General features: G+C 36.2%; 18 protein-coding genes, 1 pseudogene and 1 riboswitch. Of the genes and pseudogenes, 12 read left to right on the forward strand and 7 right to left on the reverse strand.

The window, feature by feature from the left end; translation table 11 throughout:
• Window positions 1-112: 112 nt before the first annotated feature.
• Window positions 113-268 carry a hypothetical protein gene (locus tag J7E63_RS15260; protein ID WP_215013780.1) on the reverse strand — a complete coding sequence of 52 codons (156 nt, stop codon included), beginning with the start codon at window positions 266-268 and terminating at the stop codon, window positions 113-115.
• A gap of 142 nt (window positions 269-410) precedes the next feature.
• The gene (locus J7E63_RS15265) at window positions 411-596 is read right to left on the reverse strand and encodes a hypothetical protein (protein WP_214716772.1); all 186 of its coding nucleotides are present in this window, start codon (window positions 594-596) and stop codon (window positions 411-413) included.
• 345 nt (window positions 597-941) lie between these two features.
• On the opposite strand from J7E63_RS15265, the gene J7E63_RS15270 reads away from it, so the two are divergent.
• Window positions 942-1289: a hypothetical protein gene (locus J7E63_RS15270; RefSeq protein WP_214716771.1), complete on the forward strand. Its 348-nt coding sequence runs from the start codon at window positions 942-944 to the stop codon at window positions 1287-1289.
• Between the two features lie 353 nt (window positions 1290-1642).
• Here the strand turns inward: J7E63_RS15270 and J7E63_RS15275 are convergent, their stop codons facing one another.
• On the reverse strand, window positions 1643-2770 hold the full coding sequence (locus J7E63_RS15275) for a 2-methylaconitate cis-trans isomerase PrpF family protein (protein ID WP_215013782.1): 1128 nt from the start codon (window positions 2768-2770) through the stop codon (window positions 1643-1645).
• Window positions 2771-2915: 145 nt separating this feature from the next.
• Between J7E63_RS15275 and J7E63_RS15280 the strand changes: the two genes are divergently transcribed.
• Both J7E63_RS15280 and J7E63_RS15285 read left to right on the forward strand, forming a co-directional pair.
• Entirely contained in the window at window positions 2916-3779 is an 864-nt protein-coding gene (locus tag J7E63_RS15280; RefSeq protein ID WP_215013784.1) for a LysR family transcriptional regulator, read from the forward strand.
• Window positions 3780-3992: 213 nt separating this feature from the next.
• On the forward strand, window positions 3993-5309 hold the full coding sequence (locus tag J7E63_RS15285; protein WP_215013881.1) for a CitMHS family transporter: 1317 nt from the start codon (window positions 3993-3995) through the stop codon (window positions 5307-5309).
• A gap of 73 nt (window positions 5310-5382) precedes the next feature.
• Here the strand turns inward: J7E63_RS15285 and yyaC are convergent, their stop codons facing one another.
• Both yyaC and J7E63_RS15295 read right to left on the reverse strand, forming a co-directional pair.
• Window positions 5383-5952: a spore protease YyaC gene (gene yyaC / locus J7E63_RS15290; RefSeq protein ID WP_215013793.1), complete on the reverse strand. Its 570-nt coding sequence runs from the start codon at window positions 5950-5952 to the stop codon at window positions 5383-5385.
• A 56-nt stretch (window positions 5953-6008) separates the two neighbouring features.
• Window positions 6009-7139 carry an AbrB family transcriptional regulator gene (locus J7E63_RS15295; RefSeq protein ID WP_215013795.1) on the reverse strand — a complete coding sequence of 377 codons (1131 nt, stop codon included), beginning with the start codon at window positions 7137-7139 and terminating at the stop codon, window positions 6009-6011.
• 152 nt (window positions 7140-7291) lie between these two features.
• On the opposite strand from J7E63_RS15295, the gene J7E63_RS15300 reads away from it, so the two are divergent.
• On the forward strand, window positions 7292-8164 hold the full coding sequence (locus J7E63_RS15300; RefSeq protein ID WP_215013883.1) for a LysR family transcriptional regulator: 873 nt from the start codon (window positions 7292-7294) through the stop codon (window positions 8162-8164).
• 176 nt (window positions 8165-8340) lie between these two features.
• Complete coding sequence (gene htpG / locus J7E63_RS15305) at window positions 8341-10221, forward strand: molecular chaperone HtpG (protein WP_215013797.1); 1881 nt, start codon at window positions 8341-8343, stop codon at window positions 10219-10221.
• Between the two features lie 477 nt (window positions 10222-10698).
• Here the strand turns inward: htpG and J7E63_RS15310 are convergent, their stop codons facing one another.
• Entirely contained in the window at window positions 10699-11076 is a 378-nt protein-coding gene (locus J7E63_RS15310; protein ID WP_215013799.1) for a VOC family protein, read from the reverse strand.
• Between the two features lie 108 nt (window positions 11077-11184).
• On the opposite strand from J7E63_RS15310, the pseudogene J7E63_RS15315 reads away from it, so the two are divergent.
• From J7E63_RS15315 to J7E63_RS15325, 3 genes and pseudogenes are all read left to right on the forward strand, one after another.
• Window positions 11185-11363, forward strand: a pseudogene (locus J7E63_RS15315) (aldo/keto reductase); the annotation flags it as partial.
• Entirely contained in the window at window positions 11299-11514 is a 216-nt protein-coding gene (locus J7E63_RS15320; RefSeq protein WP_215013801.1) for a hypothetical protein, read from the forward strand. The pseudogene J7E63_RS15315 and the gene J7E63_RS15320, both read left to right, overlap by 65 nt.
• A 124-nt stretch (window positions 11515-11638) precedes the next feature.
• A complete protein-coding gene (locus J7E63_RS15325; protein WP_215013804.1) occupies window positions 11639-11803 on the forward strand; it encodes a hypothetical protein in 165 nt (54 codons plus the stop codon).
• A gap of 107 nt (window positions 11804-11910) precedes the next feature.
• Here the strand turns inward: J7E63_RS15325 and J7E63_RS15330 are convergent, their stop codons facing one another.
• Window positions 11911-13299 carry an aminotransferase-like domain-containing protein gene (locus J7E63_RS15330; protein WP_215013806.1) on the reverse strand — a complete coding sequence of 463 codons (1389 nt, stop codon included), beginning with the start codon at window positions 13297-13299 and terminating at the stop codon, window positions 11911-11913.
• Between the two features lie 225 nt (window positions 13300-13524).
• Here J7E63_RS15330 and azlC point away from each other — a divergent pair, with 225 nt between their 5' ends.
• The 4 genes from azlC to J7E63_RS15350 all read left to right on the forward strand — a co-directional run bounded on the left by azlC (window position 13525) and on the right by J7E63_RS15350 (window position 16403).
• A complete protein-coding gene (azlC, locus tag J7E63_RS15335) occupies window positions 13525-14268 on the forward strand; it encodes an azaleucine resistance protein AzlC (protein ID WP_215013890.1) in 744 nt (247 codons plus the stop codon).
• Entirely contained in the window at window positions 14265-14597 is a 333-nt protein-coding gene (locus tag J7E63_RS15340) for a branched-chain amino acid transporter permease (RefSeq protein ID WP_215013808.1), read from the forward strand. Before azlC ends, J7E63_RS15340 begins: the two co-directional genes overlap by 4 nt.
• A gap of 232 nt (window positions 14598-14829) precedes the next feature.
• A complete protein-coding gene (locus J7E63_RS15345; protein ID WP_215013810.1) occupies window positions 14830-15279 on the forward strand; it encodes a CBO0543 family protein in 450 nt (149 codons plus the stop codon).
• Window positions 15280-15377: 98 nt separating this feature from the next.
• Window positions 15378-16403, forward strand: a complete 1026-nt coding sequence (locus J7E63_RS15350; RefSeq protein ID WP_215013818.1) for a threonine aldolase family protein — start codon at window positions 15378-15380, stop codon at window positions 16401-16403.
• A 93-nt stretch (window positions 16404-16496) separates the two neighbouring features.
• Window positions 16497-16577, forward strand: a riboswitch (ZMP/ZTP riboswitch).
• Window positions 16578-16651 lie beyond the last annotated feature (74 nt).

Below are 16651 nucleotides of genomic sequence, written 5' to 3' on the forward strand. Positions count from 1 at the left end.
CCATATTATGGGTTACAGTTCAAAATGGTTTGGCCTTTTTTAAATATTTACAATTATTTGGGTGATTCCAAAGCTGTAGTCTGCTATCTACATGGTCTACTCTTAGACTAAATTAGCTTGGATCGTTTTCATCCAAAGATAAAACAGTGACACTTGTTGAATCCCCATTTTCAATTTCTGCTTGAGTGGCATCTCTATTTAGTACATCCTCTGTATCCATACCTTCTGCAATAGTTGGTTCTCCTTTTGGATATGTATCTTTTTTCATTTTATATTCTCCTTTAAATCGGTTTGAGTAATAAATAACACTATTTTATTGTTTGCAAAAACGTTTAATTTATTTTAGTAGGTGGATAACATTTAATTGAAAGTGAAAAGCACCCTATATAGAGTGCTTTCCATAATCATATTTACTTACTGAACAAACTTCTAACTCCTTTATAAATTAAGACGAGTGAGAAGATTAGAACAGTTAGTATACCAATGATATCAGTGATTGGGGAAACGCTTTCAAGAAATGAATCAGCTAAAGGAACTCTAATAAGTGCGAAACCAGATAAAATTGTAGCAAGAAATAAAAAAATTCGATTATCCATTTAGTTTACCCTCCTTCCGATGCGATTGATAAAATATATGTCAATATTGTTGCGGATATGTCAATTGTGTAAAAAATATAATTACAAAAGAAATGTGTAGAAGTGAAATGATTTTAGAAATAAGGAAGAAGAATGAATCAATACAACTCAGTTTAAGTCTAAATGTAAAATTGACATAATATTTTCATAAATTGCACATTTAAAAAGCCAAGTAATATGATATGTTATACAAAAATAGTTCCCAAAATGGTGGGTGTGAATTTAAATGAGTGTTGGGTTTGCAGCCTTTTTTCATATTCCCATTTGGAAGAAAAGGATTAATATGCCGAAGTTCGGAGGTTAACCATGTTTATTAAAACCTTGGAAAATACAGAAGTTAGCTCAGTCATTTTTATTAGAGATTATTTGCAGTTTTATTTTGAAGGTGAACAGATTAATGGAACCTTGACTACATATTCATTGCCAGTTTCTGTCGTGAATGGCCGATATTTTGAAAGCGCCTCGTTAGGATATCGAGATTCTTTATGTTCTCTTATTAACCATCAAGTAAAGAAGTCGAAAATTATAAGTGATCAAAATATTGTTTTAACATTCGATAATGATGATAGGTTAGAGGTTTCATTAAAAAAAGAAGATCGTAGTGGACATGAGGCAGCAATGCTCCGGGTCAATAACGAGATTGCAGTTTGGTAAAGCGCGCTTTATATATTGCTTTTTTTCGCGCACTTAAAAAAAGCGTTTCTGTTTATTACAGAAACGCAGAATCCAATTTTTTTGTTTTCTACTAATTTTTCGTATTCTTATAGTGTCCCCATTCAGGCATCATAATAGTTTAAAATCCATTTATACAAAACAGGGGTCATTAAAGTATACAATTTCAGAAAGAACTTTGGCGCCTTGAAAATTTTTGAAAGCTTCGATAGCTTCCTCTTTTTTGTCAAATTCAAACATTTTAATATTTCCTTTTAAATAGAGAGTTATGACCCACATTTGAAAGCCTCCAATTAAAATATGATTTGATGTTGTGAAATTCAGATAAGTTTTAATCAAGCAAATTGATAGGAAATCTCGTAATTTCTTTTCGTATACACGTAGCCCTCTAATATAGTTCTCGCAGTACGGACCACTTTAATGGCACGTATGTGGCCTGCTAGGAAGTCCACTTTCGTTTCCATAATTCCTGCTGGGTGAGCTAATCGAAAAACCTCCTGTTTAATGTTCACCATATCTGATAGAGTTGTTTCGTGTAAGAAGGCTCCTGCAGTTGCACAGATGGCCCCTGTGATTGCAAGAGCCTGATGAGGCTTTTGCATCGACATCATTCTAATCATCAAATCCATTTCTTCCGCTTTTCTTTCTGTTCTGGTCATATCAATGTAATCCATTGGCGGTGAAATAATGGCCATTTTCGGTACAGCAGGAGATAGAAGCGTTGCAGATTTCCTATCGGCAAAACCACACATTTCAGCTGCAATCGAACGGATTTCTTCGAGTTCATTTAACTTTTCCTGTGTATAGTCAGCAGGTAATTCACTCCCGGTCAGACCGATATCTTGGGCCCTAACAAAAACAAGTGGATTGGCGACATCAATAATAGAAACAGGAAAAAGTCGATCACTTGTTTTGATCATGTCAATTGGATTACCAGTTGGAAAGAGTTTTCCCGTAACAGCTCCTTCAGCACGGTTAAAAGTAAGATAGATAGGTGATCCTGTACCAGGCACGCCTGGGATGGAACAACTTCCTTCCTTTTTCACTTGGCCATTTTCAATTTCTACCTCTGCTATTATTAATTTTTGTGTATTCGTGTTAAAAATTCTTACCATTGTGACTGGCTCCTTTACCGGAACTAAACCTTGCTCAATTGCGTAGGGTCCTACCGCGGATGATATATTACCGCAATTCCCTTTAAAATCAACCATTTGATTATTAATGCTTATTTGGGCAAATGTATACTCCACATCAAATTCTTGCGAATCCGATTTTTTAATAATTGCTGCCTTACTTGTCAAGGAATTTGCCCCACCTAGACCATCAATCTGTCTGTGATCCGGACTACCCATTATGTCGAGTAAGAAGTCTTCCCAATGCGAGCGATTTGAGGGCAAATGTTCAAAATTGAGAAAAACTCCTTTACTTGTTCCACCACGCATCAAAACCACGGGTACCTTCATTGCGTTAACCACCTTTATATATAATGTTTTACCCCTACCAGTTCCTATGAAAATATAGTATGATAGGTTCAATCATAAGTAAAATACATATTTTTTTTAAAAAAAGTAAAAAAAAAATTATAATCTAATACAAGGGGAGTATAAATTGGACGAAAAAGACTGGATCGCGTTAAGGGTATTGTATGAGGAAAAAAATATAAGCCGGGCAGCAGAGCGATTATACATTTCGCAACCAGCGTTAACATACCGCCTTAAGAATTTAGAAAAAGAATTCGGAACGAGTATATTTTTTAAAATAAAAGGAGGAATTGAGTTTACTTCTGAAGGTATACATTTAGCGGGTTATGCGGAAGAAATGATTAAAAAACTCCAAAAAACGAAAGATTATATGTTAAATATGCAAAATGAAGTAAGAGGCACGCTGCGTTTGGGCGTTTCTAGCAATTTCGCTCAATATAAACTTCCTAAAATACTTAAAAAGTTTTCAATAAAATATCCTCTTGTTCAATTTAATGTCAATACAGGGTGGAGTACAGAAATCATGAATCTCCTTGACTCTGCTAGTGTTCAATTAGGAATATTGCGGGGAAATTACGAATGGTATGGAATTAAAACACTGCTACACAAGGAAAGACTATGTTTAATTTCAAAAACAGAGGTGGATCTGGAGAACCTGCCAAATCTTCCATTCATAAATTATAAAACAGACAGCTCATTGAAAGGATTAATGAATGGCTGGTGGCATGATAGATTTTCTGAACCTCCATTAGTTACAATGGAAACGGATCGGCAGGAGACGTGCAAAGAAATGGTTAAAAATGGTCTTGGCGTTTCCATCTTACCAGAAATATGCATGCAGCCATCTGATAACCTGCATACATATGGTTTATCCTATAAGAATGAAGAACCTGTATTAAGAAATACATGGTTAATGTATAACGAGGAGTCTTTAAAACTATCTTCTGTAAAAAACTTTATTGATTTTTTAAATAGTCATCCCAATCTTTAATGAAGAAGCACAATGAGATCTTGACGATTTTATTGTGCTTTTGTTCGGTAAAAGGGATTATAAGTTTTTTTATATAAAAATGTTAAAAAACTTCTATTTTACTTATTTTAATATTTAAATTATTCTAAAAAGGAGAAAAAGGAGCATGGAATGAAAAAAGACTATACCTTATTCTTTTGTAAGCGATTTCTTTTTAATGGGAGGGAGATTAATATTCTTACTTTTTTGGGAATTTCAATGGTCGTTGTGTTTACTTACTTAATTATGTCCAAACGCTTATCCCCGGTTACTGCCCTGACGATTGTACCGATTGTCTTTGCCATCATTGGTGGATTTAGTTCTAAACTTGGGGAAATGATGTATGAGGGATTAAAGGTTGTTGCACCTTCAGCTGCTTTGTTATTGTTCGCTATCCTGTTTTTTGGAGTTCTAATCGACGCAGGATTATTTGATCCACTGATTAAATCTATGTTGAAAATTGTAAAAGGGGACCCGGTTAAAATAGCAATAGGAACTGCTGTGATTGCAATGACTGTTGCTTTAGATGGTGATGGTACAACAACTCATATGATTACCATCTCTGCCATGCTGCCGCTTTACTTGCGACTTGGTATGAATCCTCTTATTCTTGCCACCATTTCTATGCTTTCTGTTAGCATTATGAGTGGAATGACCCCTTGGGGAGGACCCGCTACAAGAGCGGTAGCATCTTTAGGTCTTGATGCAAATGAATTCTTTGTTCCAATTATTCCAACACTGCTTGCAGGAATAGCGTCTATTCTTTTTACCGCTTATGTACTTGGGAAAAAAGAGCGTAAGAGGATTGGAGTTGTCCAAATCAATACTGCTCCTGGAATGAGTGTAGCTCTTAGTGAAGCTGCGGCTGCTTCCGCCATACAAGCCGATTTAAAGCGTCCTAAATTAATATGGGTAAATCTTCTTTTAACGCTTACGATCATGGTCGTTCTTGTAATGGGTTTAATACCGGTACCAGTTTTGTTTCTAATCGGATTTGTAATTGCTTCCGTTATTAATTACCCAAATTTAAAGCAACAAAGAGAGCGGATCGTGGCACATTCAGCTAACGCTATAACGGTTGTTACATTAGTATTTGCCGCAGGAATTTTCACTGGGATTTTTTCCGGCACGAAAATGGTCGATGCCATCGCAAATTCATTAGTGGCCATCATTCCTGATTCTTTAGGCTCTTTTTTTCCGGTAGTCGTTGCCTTGACTAGCATGCCATTTACTTTCGTTTTATCCAATGACGCTTATTACTTTGGCGTTTTACCGATTCTTGCTGAAGCAGGAACAGCTTATGGAGTGAGTCCTTTAGAAATTGCCAGAGCTTCCGTATTGGGACAGCCTGTTCATTTTTTAAGTCCTCTTGTGGCTTCGACTCTTTTATTAGTGGGAATGGTCAATAAGGACATCGGGGAAATACAGAAGTATGCATTTAAATGGGCTCTTTTTTGTTCAGTAATTCTTATCATTGTTGCTATCTTGACAGGGGCTATCACTCTATTTTAATTATAAAACCTTAATAGAAGCGGGGCTGTTCCAAAAACCATTTCTTATTGGCTTTTGGGACAGCCTAACTTTTTTAAAAAGTTCCAGAACTCTCATTGGTCGCTTGAGTAATGATTTTTACGATTGTTTTTGCAAGGTTCATAACGGTGTATAGACGAGTATCATTTAAAAATTGCATCGCTGGTAACGGATCGATATAATTTACCATCCCGGTAATATGATAGTCCCCCACTTCTGGCAATACTTTCTTTAGGGCTTTCCCCGGAACAAGTGGTCCCTCTTTCAAGAAAACATAACCCACTTGATTTTGATCACCTAAACAAGCATCCACACTAATAATAAGCGGTTTTTTAAATTGCCTATTAATTTCTTTTAATGTTTCTTCTAAATTAAATGCATGAACTGGCTTTTCCAAAGTACCGTAAACACGATAAGGTACCTGATGTTCTTTAAGCATTGTCCCAACTAAAGGACCCAATGAATCTCCTACAGAGCGGTCTGAACCAATGCAGAGAAAGATAATATCTTCTTTTTGAATTCCAGAAGATTTAATAATACCCCTCATTAAGGATGCTAATCTTTCTGTATTTTTATCGTTCGGATCACAGAATATACCTGCTCCTTTTTCATGTAAATTGGACATATCTTGATTCCCCTTTTTACTATTATACGAACAATAGAGATCTTATGTATATCAAATTAAGCGGATGCTTGAGAAGATATGTGCTTTTTATGCTCCCAAAGATTTAACAACCTGAAAAATGGCGGCAATATAACACACACAATTATGATTCGGAGTACTTGCACTGCAACGACAAATGTAGAATCTGCATTTAGCGCAACAGAAGTTGTTGTCATTTCAGCAATACCGCCAGGAGCAAATGCCAGAACCGCGGTAATAAGTGCAATCCCTGTTACTTTTGAAACAAAAATGGCACACATAATCATGGAAAAAATAAGACCAATCGTACTTAAAAAGGCGATAATCATCGTCTGCTTTAATCCTATAAACATGCTTTTATGAAAACGGGAACCAATACTTGCCGCAATAAAAATTTGAGATAAAGTGATCACTACATGCGGCCACCATGAAACCATATCATGACCCATATACAAAGAACCGAGCGATTGGACAATGGCAACCCCCACCAAACTTCCAATCAACCATGGAGCAGGGAATTTTAAATACTTGCCCAAGTGGTACCCCCCGTATGCAATTCCAACTAATACTACAGTCCAGAGCAGATTTTCCAATGCTATGGGAGAATCAGTCTTGGCAGGAAAGGGGACATGATCTACCGGATTACTAGCCCATGAAGAAACAAAAATAGGAATAATAAGGATAACTAAAAAAACGCGCATGGTTTGAATAATGCTGACGACAGCAGTATTCGCCCCGACCTCTTCCGCAATCCCTGGCATGGCGGACAATCCGCCGGGAGCCGTTCCAAAAAAGCTGGTAAGCATATCAGTTTTACTGTATTTCCAAAGTACAAAGCCAGAAAGTAGAGAAAAAAAGACAGATAGAAGAAGCATGAGAAGAATGGTCATCCAATATTCTTCAAAAATATGCAAAAAAGATAAGTTTATTTTCTGTCCCAATTCAATTCCCAAAATACACTGTCCCATATACAACCAGTATTTTGGAACACCCTTTTGATTGGCATCACGTCTTAATAGTGATGGTTTCAAAAATGACAGTAAGGCAGCTGTTAGAAATGTACCAATCATCCATCCAATGGAGAGACCCGTCAACGAGAGGAAAAATCCGCCTAAGCTGCTTATTGCGATAAACCAAACACTGCGGAAAAAAATGTTGTTTCTTTTCATATCTACCGGCCTTCTTTCATTGAATCTAAAATAATACACTTTACTTGAGGTAACATATTCTAAATATAGTATAATCATAGCAATAAATAAAATATCGAATGAATATGTTTATCCATAAGCAAAGGTTATTTGTAATTAGGGGGGTGAAAATGTTGGACGAAAGAGACTGGATGGTTTTACAAACCCTTTATCAAGAGAAAAATATAACAAACACAGCTAAACTATTGTATATTTCTCAGCCAGCTTTGACCAATCGATTGAAAGTGATGGAAAAACAATTTGGAGTCCAAATTGTTATTAGGGGCCGGCGCGGAGTCCAATTTACCTCGCAGGGCGAATATTTGGCAAAAAGTGCTCATGAAATGTTATGGCGGATCCAAAAGATAAAAGAAACTGTTCTGAATATGGAGGATAAAATATCCGGTATCTTAAGATTAGGTGTTTCAAATTTCTTTACCGATTATAAACTTCCCGGGCTCTTAAAACTCTTCAAAAATCAGTGCCCTGATGTTGAGTTCAAGGTAACAACAGGATTAAGCAGCCATATTACCCATATGATGTACAATCAAGATGTACATATTGGCTTTGTAAGAGGAGATTATAGCTGGAAGGATCAAAAGAAACTGCTCTTTGAAGAAACCATTTGTATTGCTTCTAAAGAAGAAATTGATATCCGCCGCCTCCCTGTTTTACCGAGAATTGATTATCACACGGATCCATTACTTAAAACCTTAGTGGATAATTGGTGGAATGAAAACTATTCGCAGCCGGCATCAGTCAGTATCGATGTCAATAAAGCTGATACATGCAAAAAGATGGTTGCCAACGGGTTAGGTTACGCAATCTTGCCAAGTTTGTTGATAAACGATCTGGATGATATCCACAAATATGAGATTAGAACAAAAGATGGGGATAAAATCATACGTAAGACTTGGATGTTCTACTATGCAGAATCTTTAGAGTTAAATATTGTGAAAGCCTTTGTTGAGTTTGTGGAAGGAATTGATCTGGAGAGTATTAAATAGTCTCAAAAAGAACCACTATTTTCTCTTAAGTTTGATAGCAGTAAACTATTTTTGTTACTTCTTTATTGACACGAAAAATATGATATGGTATTTAAATTATATTGAATTAGCACTCGGACAGGTGGAGTGCTAAGAAGTTTAAAATTAGGTGTTTATTTCAGAAAGGGGCTTTTTATATGTCGAAGATACAGTTTAAAGCAGAATCTAAACGATTACTAGAGATGATGATTAACTCCATTTATACTCACAAAGAGGTATTTTTAAGAGAGTTAATTTCTAATGCCAGTGACGCCATTGATAAAATTTATTACAAAGCCTTAACTGACGATGCTTTAAGTTTTGACCAATCCAATTATTATATTAAATTGGAAGCTGACAAAGAAAACCGTACACTTAAGATTATCGATACGGGGATCGGGATGACCAAAGAAGAACTGGAAACAAATCTTGGGACGATTGCCAAAAGTGGTTCCCTAGCATTTAAAAAGGAAAACGAATTAAAAGATGGCTATGACATTATCGGTCAGTTTGGAGTAGGTTTTTATGCTGCTTTTATGGTTGCTGACGTAGTTACTGTGATTAGTAAAAATTTAGATAGCGATGAGGCTTTTAAATGGGAATCCACAGGTGCTGATGGATATACGATTGAGCAGGTAGATAAAGATCCAGTTGGGACAGAAATTATTTTAAAGATTAAAGAAAATAGTGAAGATGAAAACTATGATGAGTATTTAGAGGAATATCGCTTAAAAGCGATTATCAAGAAATATTCTGATTTCATCCGTTATCCGATCAAAATGGATGTTAATAACAGAAGACTCAAGGAAGGCAGTGAGTCCGAATACGAGGATTATCAAGAAGAACAGATTATTAATAGCATGGTTCCGATTTGGAAAAAAAATAAGAGCGAGCTTACCGATGCAGATTACGAGAACTTTTATAACGAAAAACGCTACGGATTTGACAAGCCAATTAAACATATCCATATCAGCGTCGAAGGGAACATTAGATATAATGCCATTTTATATATTCCTGAAAAAACCCCATTCGACTTCTATTCGAAAGAATTTGAAAAGGGCTTAGAACTTTATTCCAATGGGGTTCTGATCATGGAAAAATGTGCTGACTTACTGCCAGACCATTTCAGTTTCGTTAAAGGGATGGTCGATTCCGAAGATTTATCTCTTAACATTTCAAGAGAAATGCTGCAGCATGATCGACAATTGAAGCTAATCGCTAAAAACATTAACAAAAACATCAAAAGCGAATTATTAAGCCTTCAAAGGAAAGAACGCGAAAAGTATGAAGAATTTTATCAATCCTTCGGTCGTCAGTTAAAGTACGGAGTTTATAATGATTTTGGTGCAAACAAAGAATTATTACAGGACCTGATCATGTTTAATTCTTCTAAAGAGAAGAAATTGGTCACCTTAGATGAATATGTATCAAGAATGCCAGAAGACCAAAAATATATTTATTACGCTTCCGGTGAATCAATTGAACGAATTGAAAAATTACCACAGGCAGAATTCGTTTCTGAACAAGGCTATGAAATTCTTTATTTCACTGAGGATATCGATGAATTCGCAATTAAAATGTTAATGACCTACAAAGAAAAAGAATTCAAATCCATCTCAAGTGGTGACTTGGGAATCGAAGGGGAAGAAAACAAGGACGATTCCGAATCAACAGAGACGGAAAACAAAGAACTCTTTGACTATATGAAAACCATTTTAGCTGATAAAGTCAAGGATGTAAGGATTTCAAAAAGGTTAAAGTCCCACCCGGTCTGCCTGGCAACTGAAGGGGAAATATCGATTGAAATGGAAAAAATTCTTGCTGCGATGCCGAATAACCAAAATATCAAAGCGGATAAGGTCTTAGAAATCAATAACAATCACGAAGTCTTCCAATCATTAAAAGAAGCATTTGAAAACGATAAATCAAAATTAGAGCTCTATACCAAGTTATTATATAATCAAGCACTATTGATTGAAGGATTACCAATCAGTGACCCAGTCGAATTTACGAATGATATTTGCAAAATAATGGTGTAATCTTCTAATGAACTGGCCGTTCTCACATAAAGTGAGGGCGGCTTTTTAATTCCAATCAGTGTTTTTTATAACAATAAAAAATACTTCAGTGGAAAGAAAGGCAGGCTACTAAATTGAAAAGAAAAATTGTTGTCGAGACTGACAGTGTAATCATCGATGGGGGGAAATCGATGGCACATTTGTGCGAGAGTACTGTAAGTCTTGTGGGTATGGATTAATCCTTTATGAGTTATATGATTCGGAATTTTGTCCTCAATGCAATGAGTGGAAAGCTAATGTTTGTGGCGATAATAGTTGTACCTTTTGTAAGGAAAGACCAGTAAAACCATTACCGTAGTAATAGACATTTTTTCCTTAAAAAGAAAAGGCTATCTGTTGTGCGATTCTAATATTTCCTATCAAAAAAGAAGCGTTATTTTGCCATAAATTCAAAATAACTCTTCTTACTTTAATGAGTAAAATCTGTCTATGTAATACCTATCTATCTTCTCTAATTAAATAATCATTACCATCTTGATCTTTAAATGAGAACATGTTTCCAAATGGAAGTCTTAACATTTCCTCCACTGTTACTCCATTTTGTTTCATTTTTTCGTAAGCTGCTTCAATGTCAGTGGTGCTGAAAAGAATGGAGGGATGGGCAACTTTAGAAGGTTGATGTTGTTCCATTGCTGACTTAGAATAAAGAACTAAAGTAGTAAATTCGTCTTCACTAGGTCCGACTTCGATCCAAAATGCGTCTGGTCCCATAGGTTGCTCCACTTTTAAGACAAAGCCGACTTTATTGATCCAAAAATCTTTTGCCTCTTCTTGATCTTGTACATATACAGTGATTTTTCCAATTTTATTAATCATGGTTAAGCTCCTTTTATTCATTGAGTTATAAAAACAGTTTAGCAACCGTTATAAATAAAAGCAATTATGGTTTGAATTAGACGAAGTTGGTGGATTATATAATGAATTTTAAAGGAATATGCCAATCGGGATGAAATTGTCACATCACCTCAAAGGTTTTTTACCCAGTAAATGAAGGTCCAAACGGTGCTGGTCTATCCCCAAAGCATATTATGAGTGAAATTGATAAAACTCTTAAAAGACTGGGAACTGATTATGTATATCTTTATCAAATCTATCGTTGGGATCCCTAGAATAGATTATGTAGCAAACAAAGATGCTAAAAGGTATGCTGTCGCAGTTGATCCTTCTGGAAAATTAGGATGGACAAAAAACTACATTTCAGATGAGAGTAGTGATAGAACCGGTGATCATATAGTAGAGGTGCTTACAGAGTAAGTATCTGATGCTTACTGGACGATGATGGGCTTTGGATGAAGTATATAATAAAACGTGATTAATTATATCTTATTAGACAAAGTGAAAATAACTATAATAAACAAAAGAAAGTAGGCATTAAAATATGGCAAATGAACAATTAAGCAATAGCACAATCTTTCCATTGGGACAAAAAGTTGAATCAAACTTTATCGGTGATGCCTATTTACAATTTGTCCACTTAGCAATTACACCGGGAGAAACGGATTGGTTTGAACCTGTCGATGATGAATGGTTTAATGAATTGTAAAACTAACGCATCGAGTCAGTTGATTAGGGGGCGTTAATTAAAGAAGATGATGCTTCGATTGTAAAATAAACGGATGATTTTTCTCATCCGTTTTCATTTTGTTCGAATTAATCGAGATACTGTCTTAATATACTTAATCCTATTTTTAACTCATCTAATGAGTTTGTGGAAGCTAGTGCAATACGTAAATACTTATCAGGTGTGGTCTGCCCACTTAAAAAACGATCAGAATGAAAAACTCTAATACCTTGTCTTTTCAAATCCGATTCTAACTGAAAGGCATCGTTAAATCCTTGAATTGGAAGCCAACGATAAAAACTAAAAGGGTGTCCAACATTCTTCCTTAAAGGAAAATATTCAAAATAAATATCATTTGCAGTTTGTGCAAGCTGTTTCTTTAGAGAGACAATTTCATGAGCCTTCCCTGATAAAATAAGCTCTGTGATCACCTCTGCGTCAAAAGAAGAGGTTTTTACATTGATGTTAAAAATAGCCTGCGAAATTTTCTCCCGTAAAGCATCCCCATAGACCATATAGGCAACTCTTAAGCCAGAACATATGGACTTGGAGGTGCCACAAATATAAATGCTCTGTTCTGGAAGTAAATTGAACATTGGCTGCTGGTAGTTGGAAATCATACCTGCCGTCAGAAATGCATGAATATCATCCTCAATTAAAATTAAACGATGCTTCCTGATGACCGCAGCTAATTCTTGCTTTCGAAACTCTGGAATCATCACTGTGGTAGGATTACAGCAAGAGGGCATTAGGAAAATGCCGTGAATATTTATTTGGCTGCACTGCTTTTCAAGTTCATCTGGCAACATCCCAAACTGGTCTCCGAGAATGGGGACTAATTGAATATGGAACATTTTTGCCAACTCGATAAAATTTGAATACGTGTATAAATCGGTTGCAATTCTATTACCAGGCTCAAACAAAGCAGCCAAGGCAATAGCCAACGCATTTTGAGCACCAGAAACAATTGCTATATGTTCTTGATCCGTATGGATTCCGAAGGATTCCATCCAGTTTAGAGCGGCCGTTTTTTGATGTGGAATACCAGTCGGATCATTGTAATTTAGTAGCTGCGCCAAATAACTCTTGTCCACAACCTTTTGAATAACGTCTTTTACAATAGCATTGGTTTGCTCAAAAGATGCCACTAACCCAAGATCAATGAGGTTTGCCGTTTTATCCGTGGAAATGGTAATGGAACGGGCGGCATTTGGAGCTACAAAGGTTCCACTCCCCGTAACGGCATAAATTAATCCCTTTACCTCACATATTTTGTAGGCACGGGTAATCGTGGTGAAGTTTAAGTCAAGAAAATCCGCTAATTCTCGTTGCGGAGGCAACTTTGTCCCAGGTGCCAAAAAGCCATTAATAACATCCTGTTCAAGTAGTAACGCAAGAGATTTATAAAAAGGACGATTTAAGGCTTTCTTATCAGGTTTCCAAGACATTGGATAATTTTCAAATGAATTGATTGGCATAGTACACCTCTAATAAATGTGTTCCATACAATCATATCATTTTTGTATGGAATTCTTATAATGAAATCGGATCGTTTGAAAAGGTTAAGAAACGTGTTTGTTTTATATAGGGAAAAAATCGATCGGTACCCCCGTTTTGATAAAAAGGGGTTTTTTCTATGTAGGGATAATTGTAATCCATACAATTTTTGAGTTTTTTGTATGGATTTTGTATGTTAAATTTAAATAAATTTAGCAATTGAGGATGTGAATCATTTGAAAAAAAGAAATCAAATATGGATTGCATTTCGTGCGGCTTTTCCATATACAGTCCCCATTTTTGCTGGATTTGTATTCTTGGGAATCGCATATGGCATCTATATGAATTCATTAGGTTTTAGTGCAATTTACCCGATTCTGATGAGTCTATTCATATTTGCAGGATCAATGGAGTTTGTGGCAGCCAATTTATTGCTTGTCGCGTTCAATCCGATTAACGCCCTTTTTCTAACTTTAATGGTGAATGCACGACATTTGTTTTACGGCATATCCATGCTGGATAAGTATAAGGGAATTGGGAAAAAGAAGTTTTACATGATTTATGGGCTTTGCGATGAGTCTTTTTCTATCAATTGTACCGTTGATATTCCGAAGAATGTAGACAAGGGCTGGTTTATGTTCTTTGTGACACTACTCAATCACTCTTATTGGGTCATTGGTTCAACAATTGGCGGTATTTTTGGATCTTTTGTCAAGTTCAACACAGAAGGGCTCGATTTTGTTATGACGGCTCTCTTTGTAGTCATTTTCATTGAACAGTGGATGAAAGAGAAAAAGCACCACAGTGCTCTCATCGGTGTTGGGCTTTCAACTGTCAGTCTCTTTATTTTTGGCGGAGACCACTTCATTATCCCTGCGATGTTTGCAATTCTTGGGTTACTGACCCTCATTAGAAAGCCATTGGAGAAAGTTGAGGTTAGCACCATATGACAATGAGTTTAACGCAACAGTTTATTACGATTGCTATGGTGGTTTTGGGCACAATGCTTACAAGGTTTCTTCCATTCATCGTTTTCCCATCGGGTAAGCCTACACCGCAGTATGTACAATATCTCGGTAAAGTGCTGCCAGCAGCAGTAATTGGGCTTTTGGTCATTTATTGTTTTAAGGACGTGAGTTTAGTTTCTGGAAGTCACGGTTTACCCGAATTGATTGGGGTAGTAGTAGTGGCGTTGCTTCACTTATGGAAGAAAAACATGCTCCTGTCTATAGCTGGAGGAACGATTGTATACATGATTTTGGTTCAATTGGTATTTTAATTCATCACGTATTACTATTTCTTCAATCTACGGTGATGGTAGTTTCAATAAATCAAAGGGGTGTTTATAAATATCCTTTTCATTTAAAAAAAAGATAAAAATGCATATAGAATGTTAAAAGAGACTCTCAGAGGTCTCTTTTTTAATGACCTTCTTTCATAGAATAGACAAAACCAAATTTTGGAATACTTTGGGTAGTATGTAAGGCCGGATATAAGGAGGGAAATTTAAGATGTGGATCCTAATTTTTATCATATTTATTATCTTTAGTATAATTTCCTTTTTTGTTCCAAAAAGAATAGGCAGAATTGAGATTTATGCCACTTGTTTTTTTGCTTATGCATATGGAATGACGACTGACATGGTACTCGATTTGCATTATCACCTTTATGGATATTTTGAAAAGGGTTTTCAATGGAAATCTCTTCTTGGGATCCTTCTCTACTTTCCTTCCATTAGCTTTTTATTTCTTAATTATTATCCGTCAAAAAGAAAGATAGCTTATAAAGCACTTTATATTATCCTTTGGTCCATATTCTCAGTGATTTTTGAATGGTTGACCGTGCAAACTGAATTTTTTTATTATAGTGGATGGAAGCTTTGGTATTCTGCGGCAGTATATCCGGTCATCTTTTTAATTCTTGTAATTAACATGAAATTTGTTCAAAGGCTAACTAGATAATTACTATTTTTTATCCTATAATTACCCATCATTGTTTAAAAAATATGTTAGGATGGACATGAAATTACACTTATAAATAATTAAACGGGGGCAATCTGATGTATAGCTTTAAGAACGATTACAGTGAAGGCGCACATCCTAGAATATTAAATGCTTTAATAGAATCCAACCTTGTCCAAGTGGATGGCTATGGAGAGGATCAATTTTCCCAAAAAGCGGTTGAACTGTTAAAGGAGAGAATGGGACGGACAGACGTTGACATTCACCTCTTATCAGGCGGGACACAAACAAATCTAATTGCGATTTCTGCTTTCTTAAGACCGCACGAAGCAGCAATGGCAGCGAGTACTGGCCATATTTTGGGGCATGAAACAGGAGCCATTGAAGCGACAGGACATAAAGTACTATCAATTGAAACAGAGAACGGGAAACTTACCCCATCTGATGTGCAAGCGGTACTCGACGGTCATCCAGATGAGCATATGGTCAAACCTAAGCTTGTATACATATCCAACTCCACCGAAATTGGCTCAATTTATAACCGGAGTGAACTCGTGCAGTTAAGTGATTTTTGTAAAAAGAACCATCTCATATTATATATGGATGGTGCAAGGTTAGGCTCAGCGCTTTGTTCAACAGAAAATGATCTTCAGTTAAGCGATCTGCCAACACTTGTGGATGCCTTCTATATCGGGGGAACAAAGAATGGGGCACTTATTGGTGAGGCTTTGGTGATTTGCAAGGATTCTCTTAAGGAGGATTTCCGATACCATATGAAGCAAAAGGGAGCACTGCTCGCGAAAGGGAGACTTTTGGGCACCCAGTTTCTTGAACTATTCAGGGACAATTTGTTCTTTGATTTGGCCGCGCATGCTAATAAGATGGCTACCATACTTAGAGATGAAATCAGCAAAGCAAATATTCCGTTTCTAACCCATTCACCATCGAATCAAATCTTTCCGATTTTACCAAATGCGCTGATTTCGGAATTAGAGAACCATTATGCCTTTCATATTTGGGAAAAGGTCGATACCGATTACTCGGCGATTCGACTTGTAACATCCTGGGCAACAAAAGAGGAAGAGGTAGCAGCTTTCCTTGAGGATTTGAAAAAATTAATGTAAGAAGTGGAAATAATTTGAACACAAACCTCAAAAAATAATGCCTTTTCTAGCTTGATTATTATAAGAAAATTTGATATAGTAAGAGAAATTAAAAAGACGATGTGTAACTGGCGAAACACGGATTACCGTGAGGGAGCACATAATGTCTCGTAGCCGTTCGCCTGGGCAGAGGTAGGGATTTATTCCTTACCTCTTTCTGTTTATAGGAGGGGATATTTCAACCGGCTAGGAGCCAAGATTACTTTAAT

The organism is Bacillus sp. ISL-75 (assembly GCF_018613095.1).

What these genes read in the sequence shown, in the direction of transcription:
- yyaC (WP_215013793.1), bottom strand. Translation starts at nt 5,952, where the DNA reads ATGTCCAATTTACATGAAAAAGGAGCAGGTATATTCTGTGATCCGAAC.
- J7E63_RS15310 (WP_215013799.1), bottom strand. Translation starts at nt 11,076, where the DNA reads ATGATTAATAAAATTGGAAAAATCACTGTATATGTACAAGATCAAGAA.
- J7E63_RS15340 (WP_215013808.1), top strand. Translation starts at nt 14,265, where the DNA reads ATGACAATGAGTTTAACGCAACAGTTTATTACGATTGCTATGGTGGTT.
- J7E63_RS15270 (WP_214716771.1), top strand. Translation starts at nt 942, where the DNA reads ATGTTTATTAAAACCTTGGAAAATACAGAAGTTAGCTCAGTCATTTTT.
- J7E63_RS15325 (WP_215013804.1), top strand. Translation starts at nt 11,639, where the DNA reads ATGGCAAATGAACAATTAAGCAATAGCACAATCTTTCCATTGGGACAA.
- J7E63_RS15350 (WP_215013818.1), top strand. Translation starts at nt 15,378, where the DNA reads ATGTATAGCTTTAAGAACGATTACAGTGAAGGCGCACATCCTAGAATA.
- J7E63_RS15275 (WP_215013782.1), bottom strand. Translation starts at nt 2,770, where the DNA reads ATGAAGGTACCCGTGGTTTTGATGCGTGGTGGAACAAGTAAAGGAGTT.
- J7E63_RS15345 (WP_215013810.1), top strand. Translation starts at nt 14,830, where the DNA reads ATGTGGATCCTAATTTTTATCATATTTATTATCTTTAGTATAATTTCC.
- J7E63_RS15295 (WP_215013795.1), bottom strand. Translation starts at nt 7,139, where the DNA reads ATGAAAAGAAACAACATTTTTTTCCGCAGTGTTTGGTTTATCGCAATA.
- J7E63_RS15260 (WP_215013780.1), bottom strand. Translation starts at nt 268, where the DNA reads ATGAAAAAAGATACATATCCAAAAGGAGAACCAACTATTGCAGAAGGT.
- htpG (WP_215013797.1), top strand. Translation starts at nt 8,341, where the DNA reads ATGTCGAAGATACAGTTTAAAGCAGAATCTAAACGATTACTAGAGATG.
- J7E63_RS15265 (WP_214716772.1), bottom strand. Translation starts at nt 596, where the DNA reads ATGGATAATCGAATTTTTTTATTTCTTGCTACAATTTTATCTGGTTTC.
- J7E63_RS15330 (WP_215013806.1), bottom strand. Translation starts at nt 13,299, where the DNA reads ATGCCAATCAATTCATTTGAAAATTATCCAATGTCTTGGAAACCTGAT.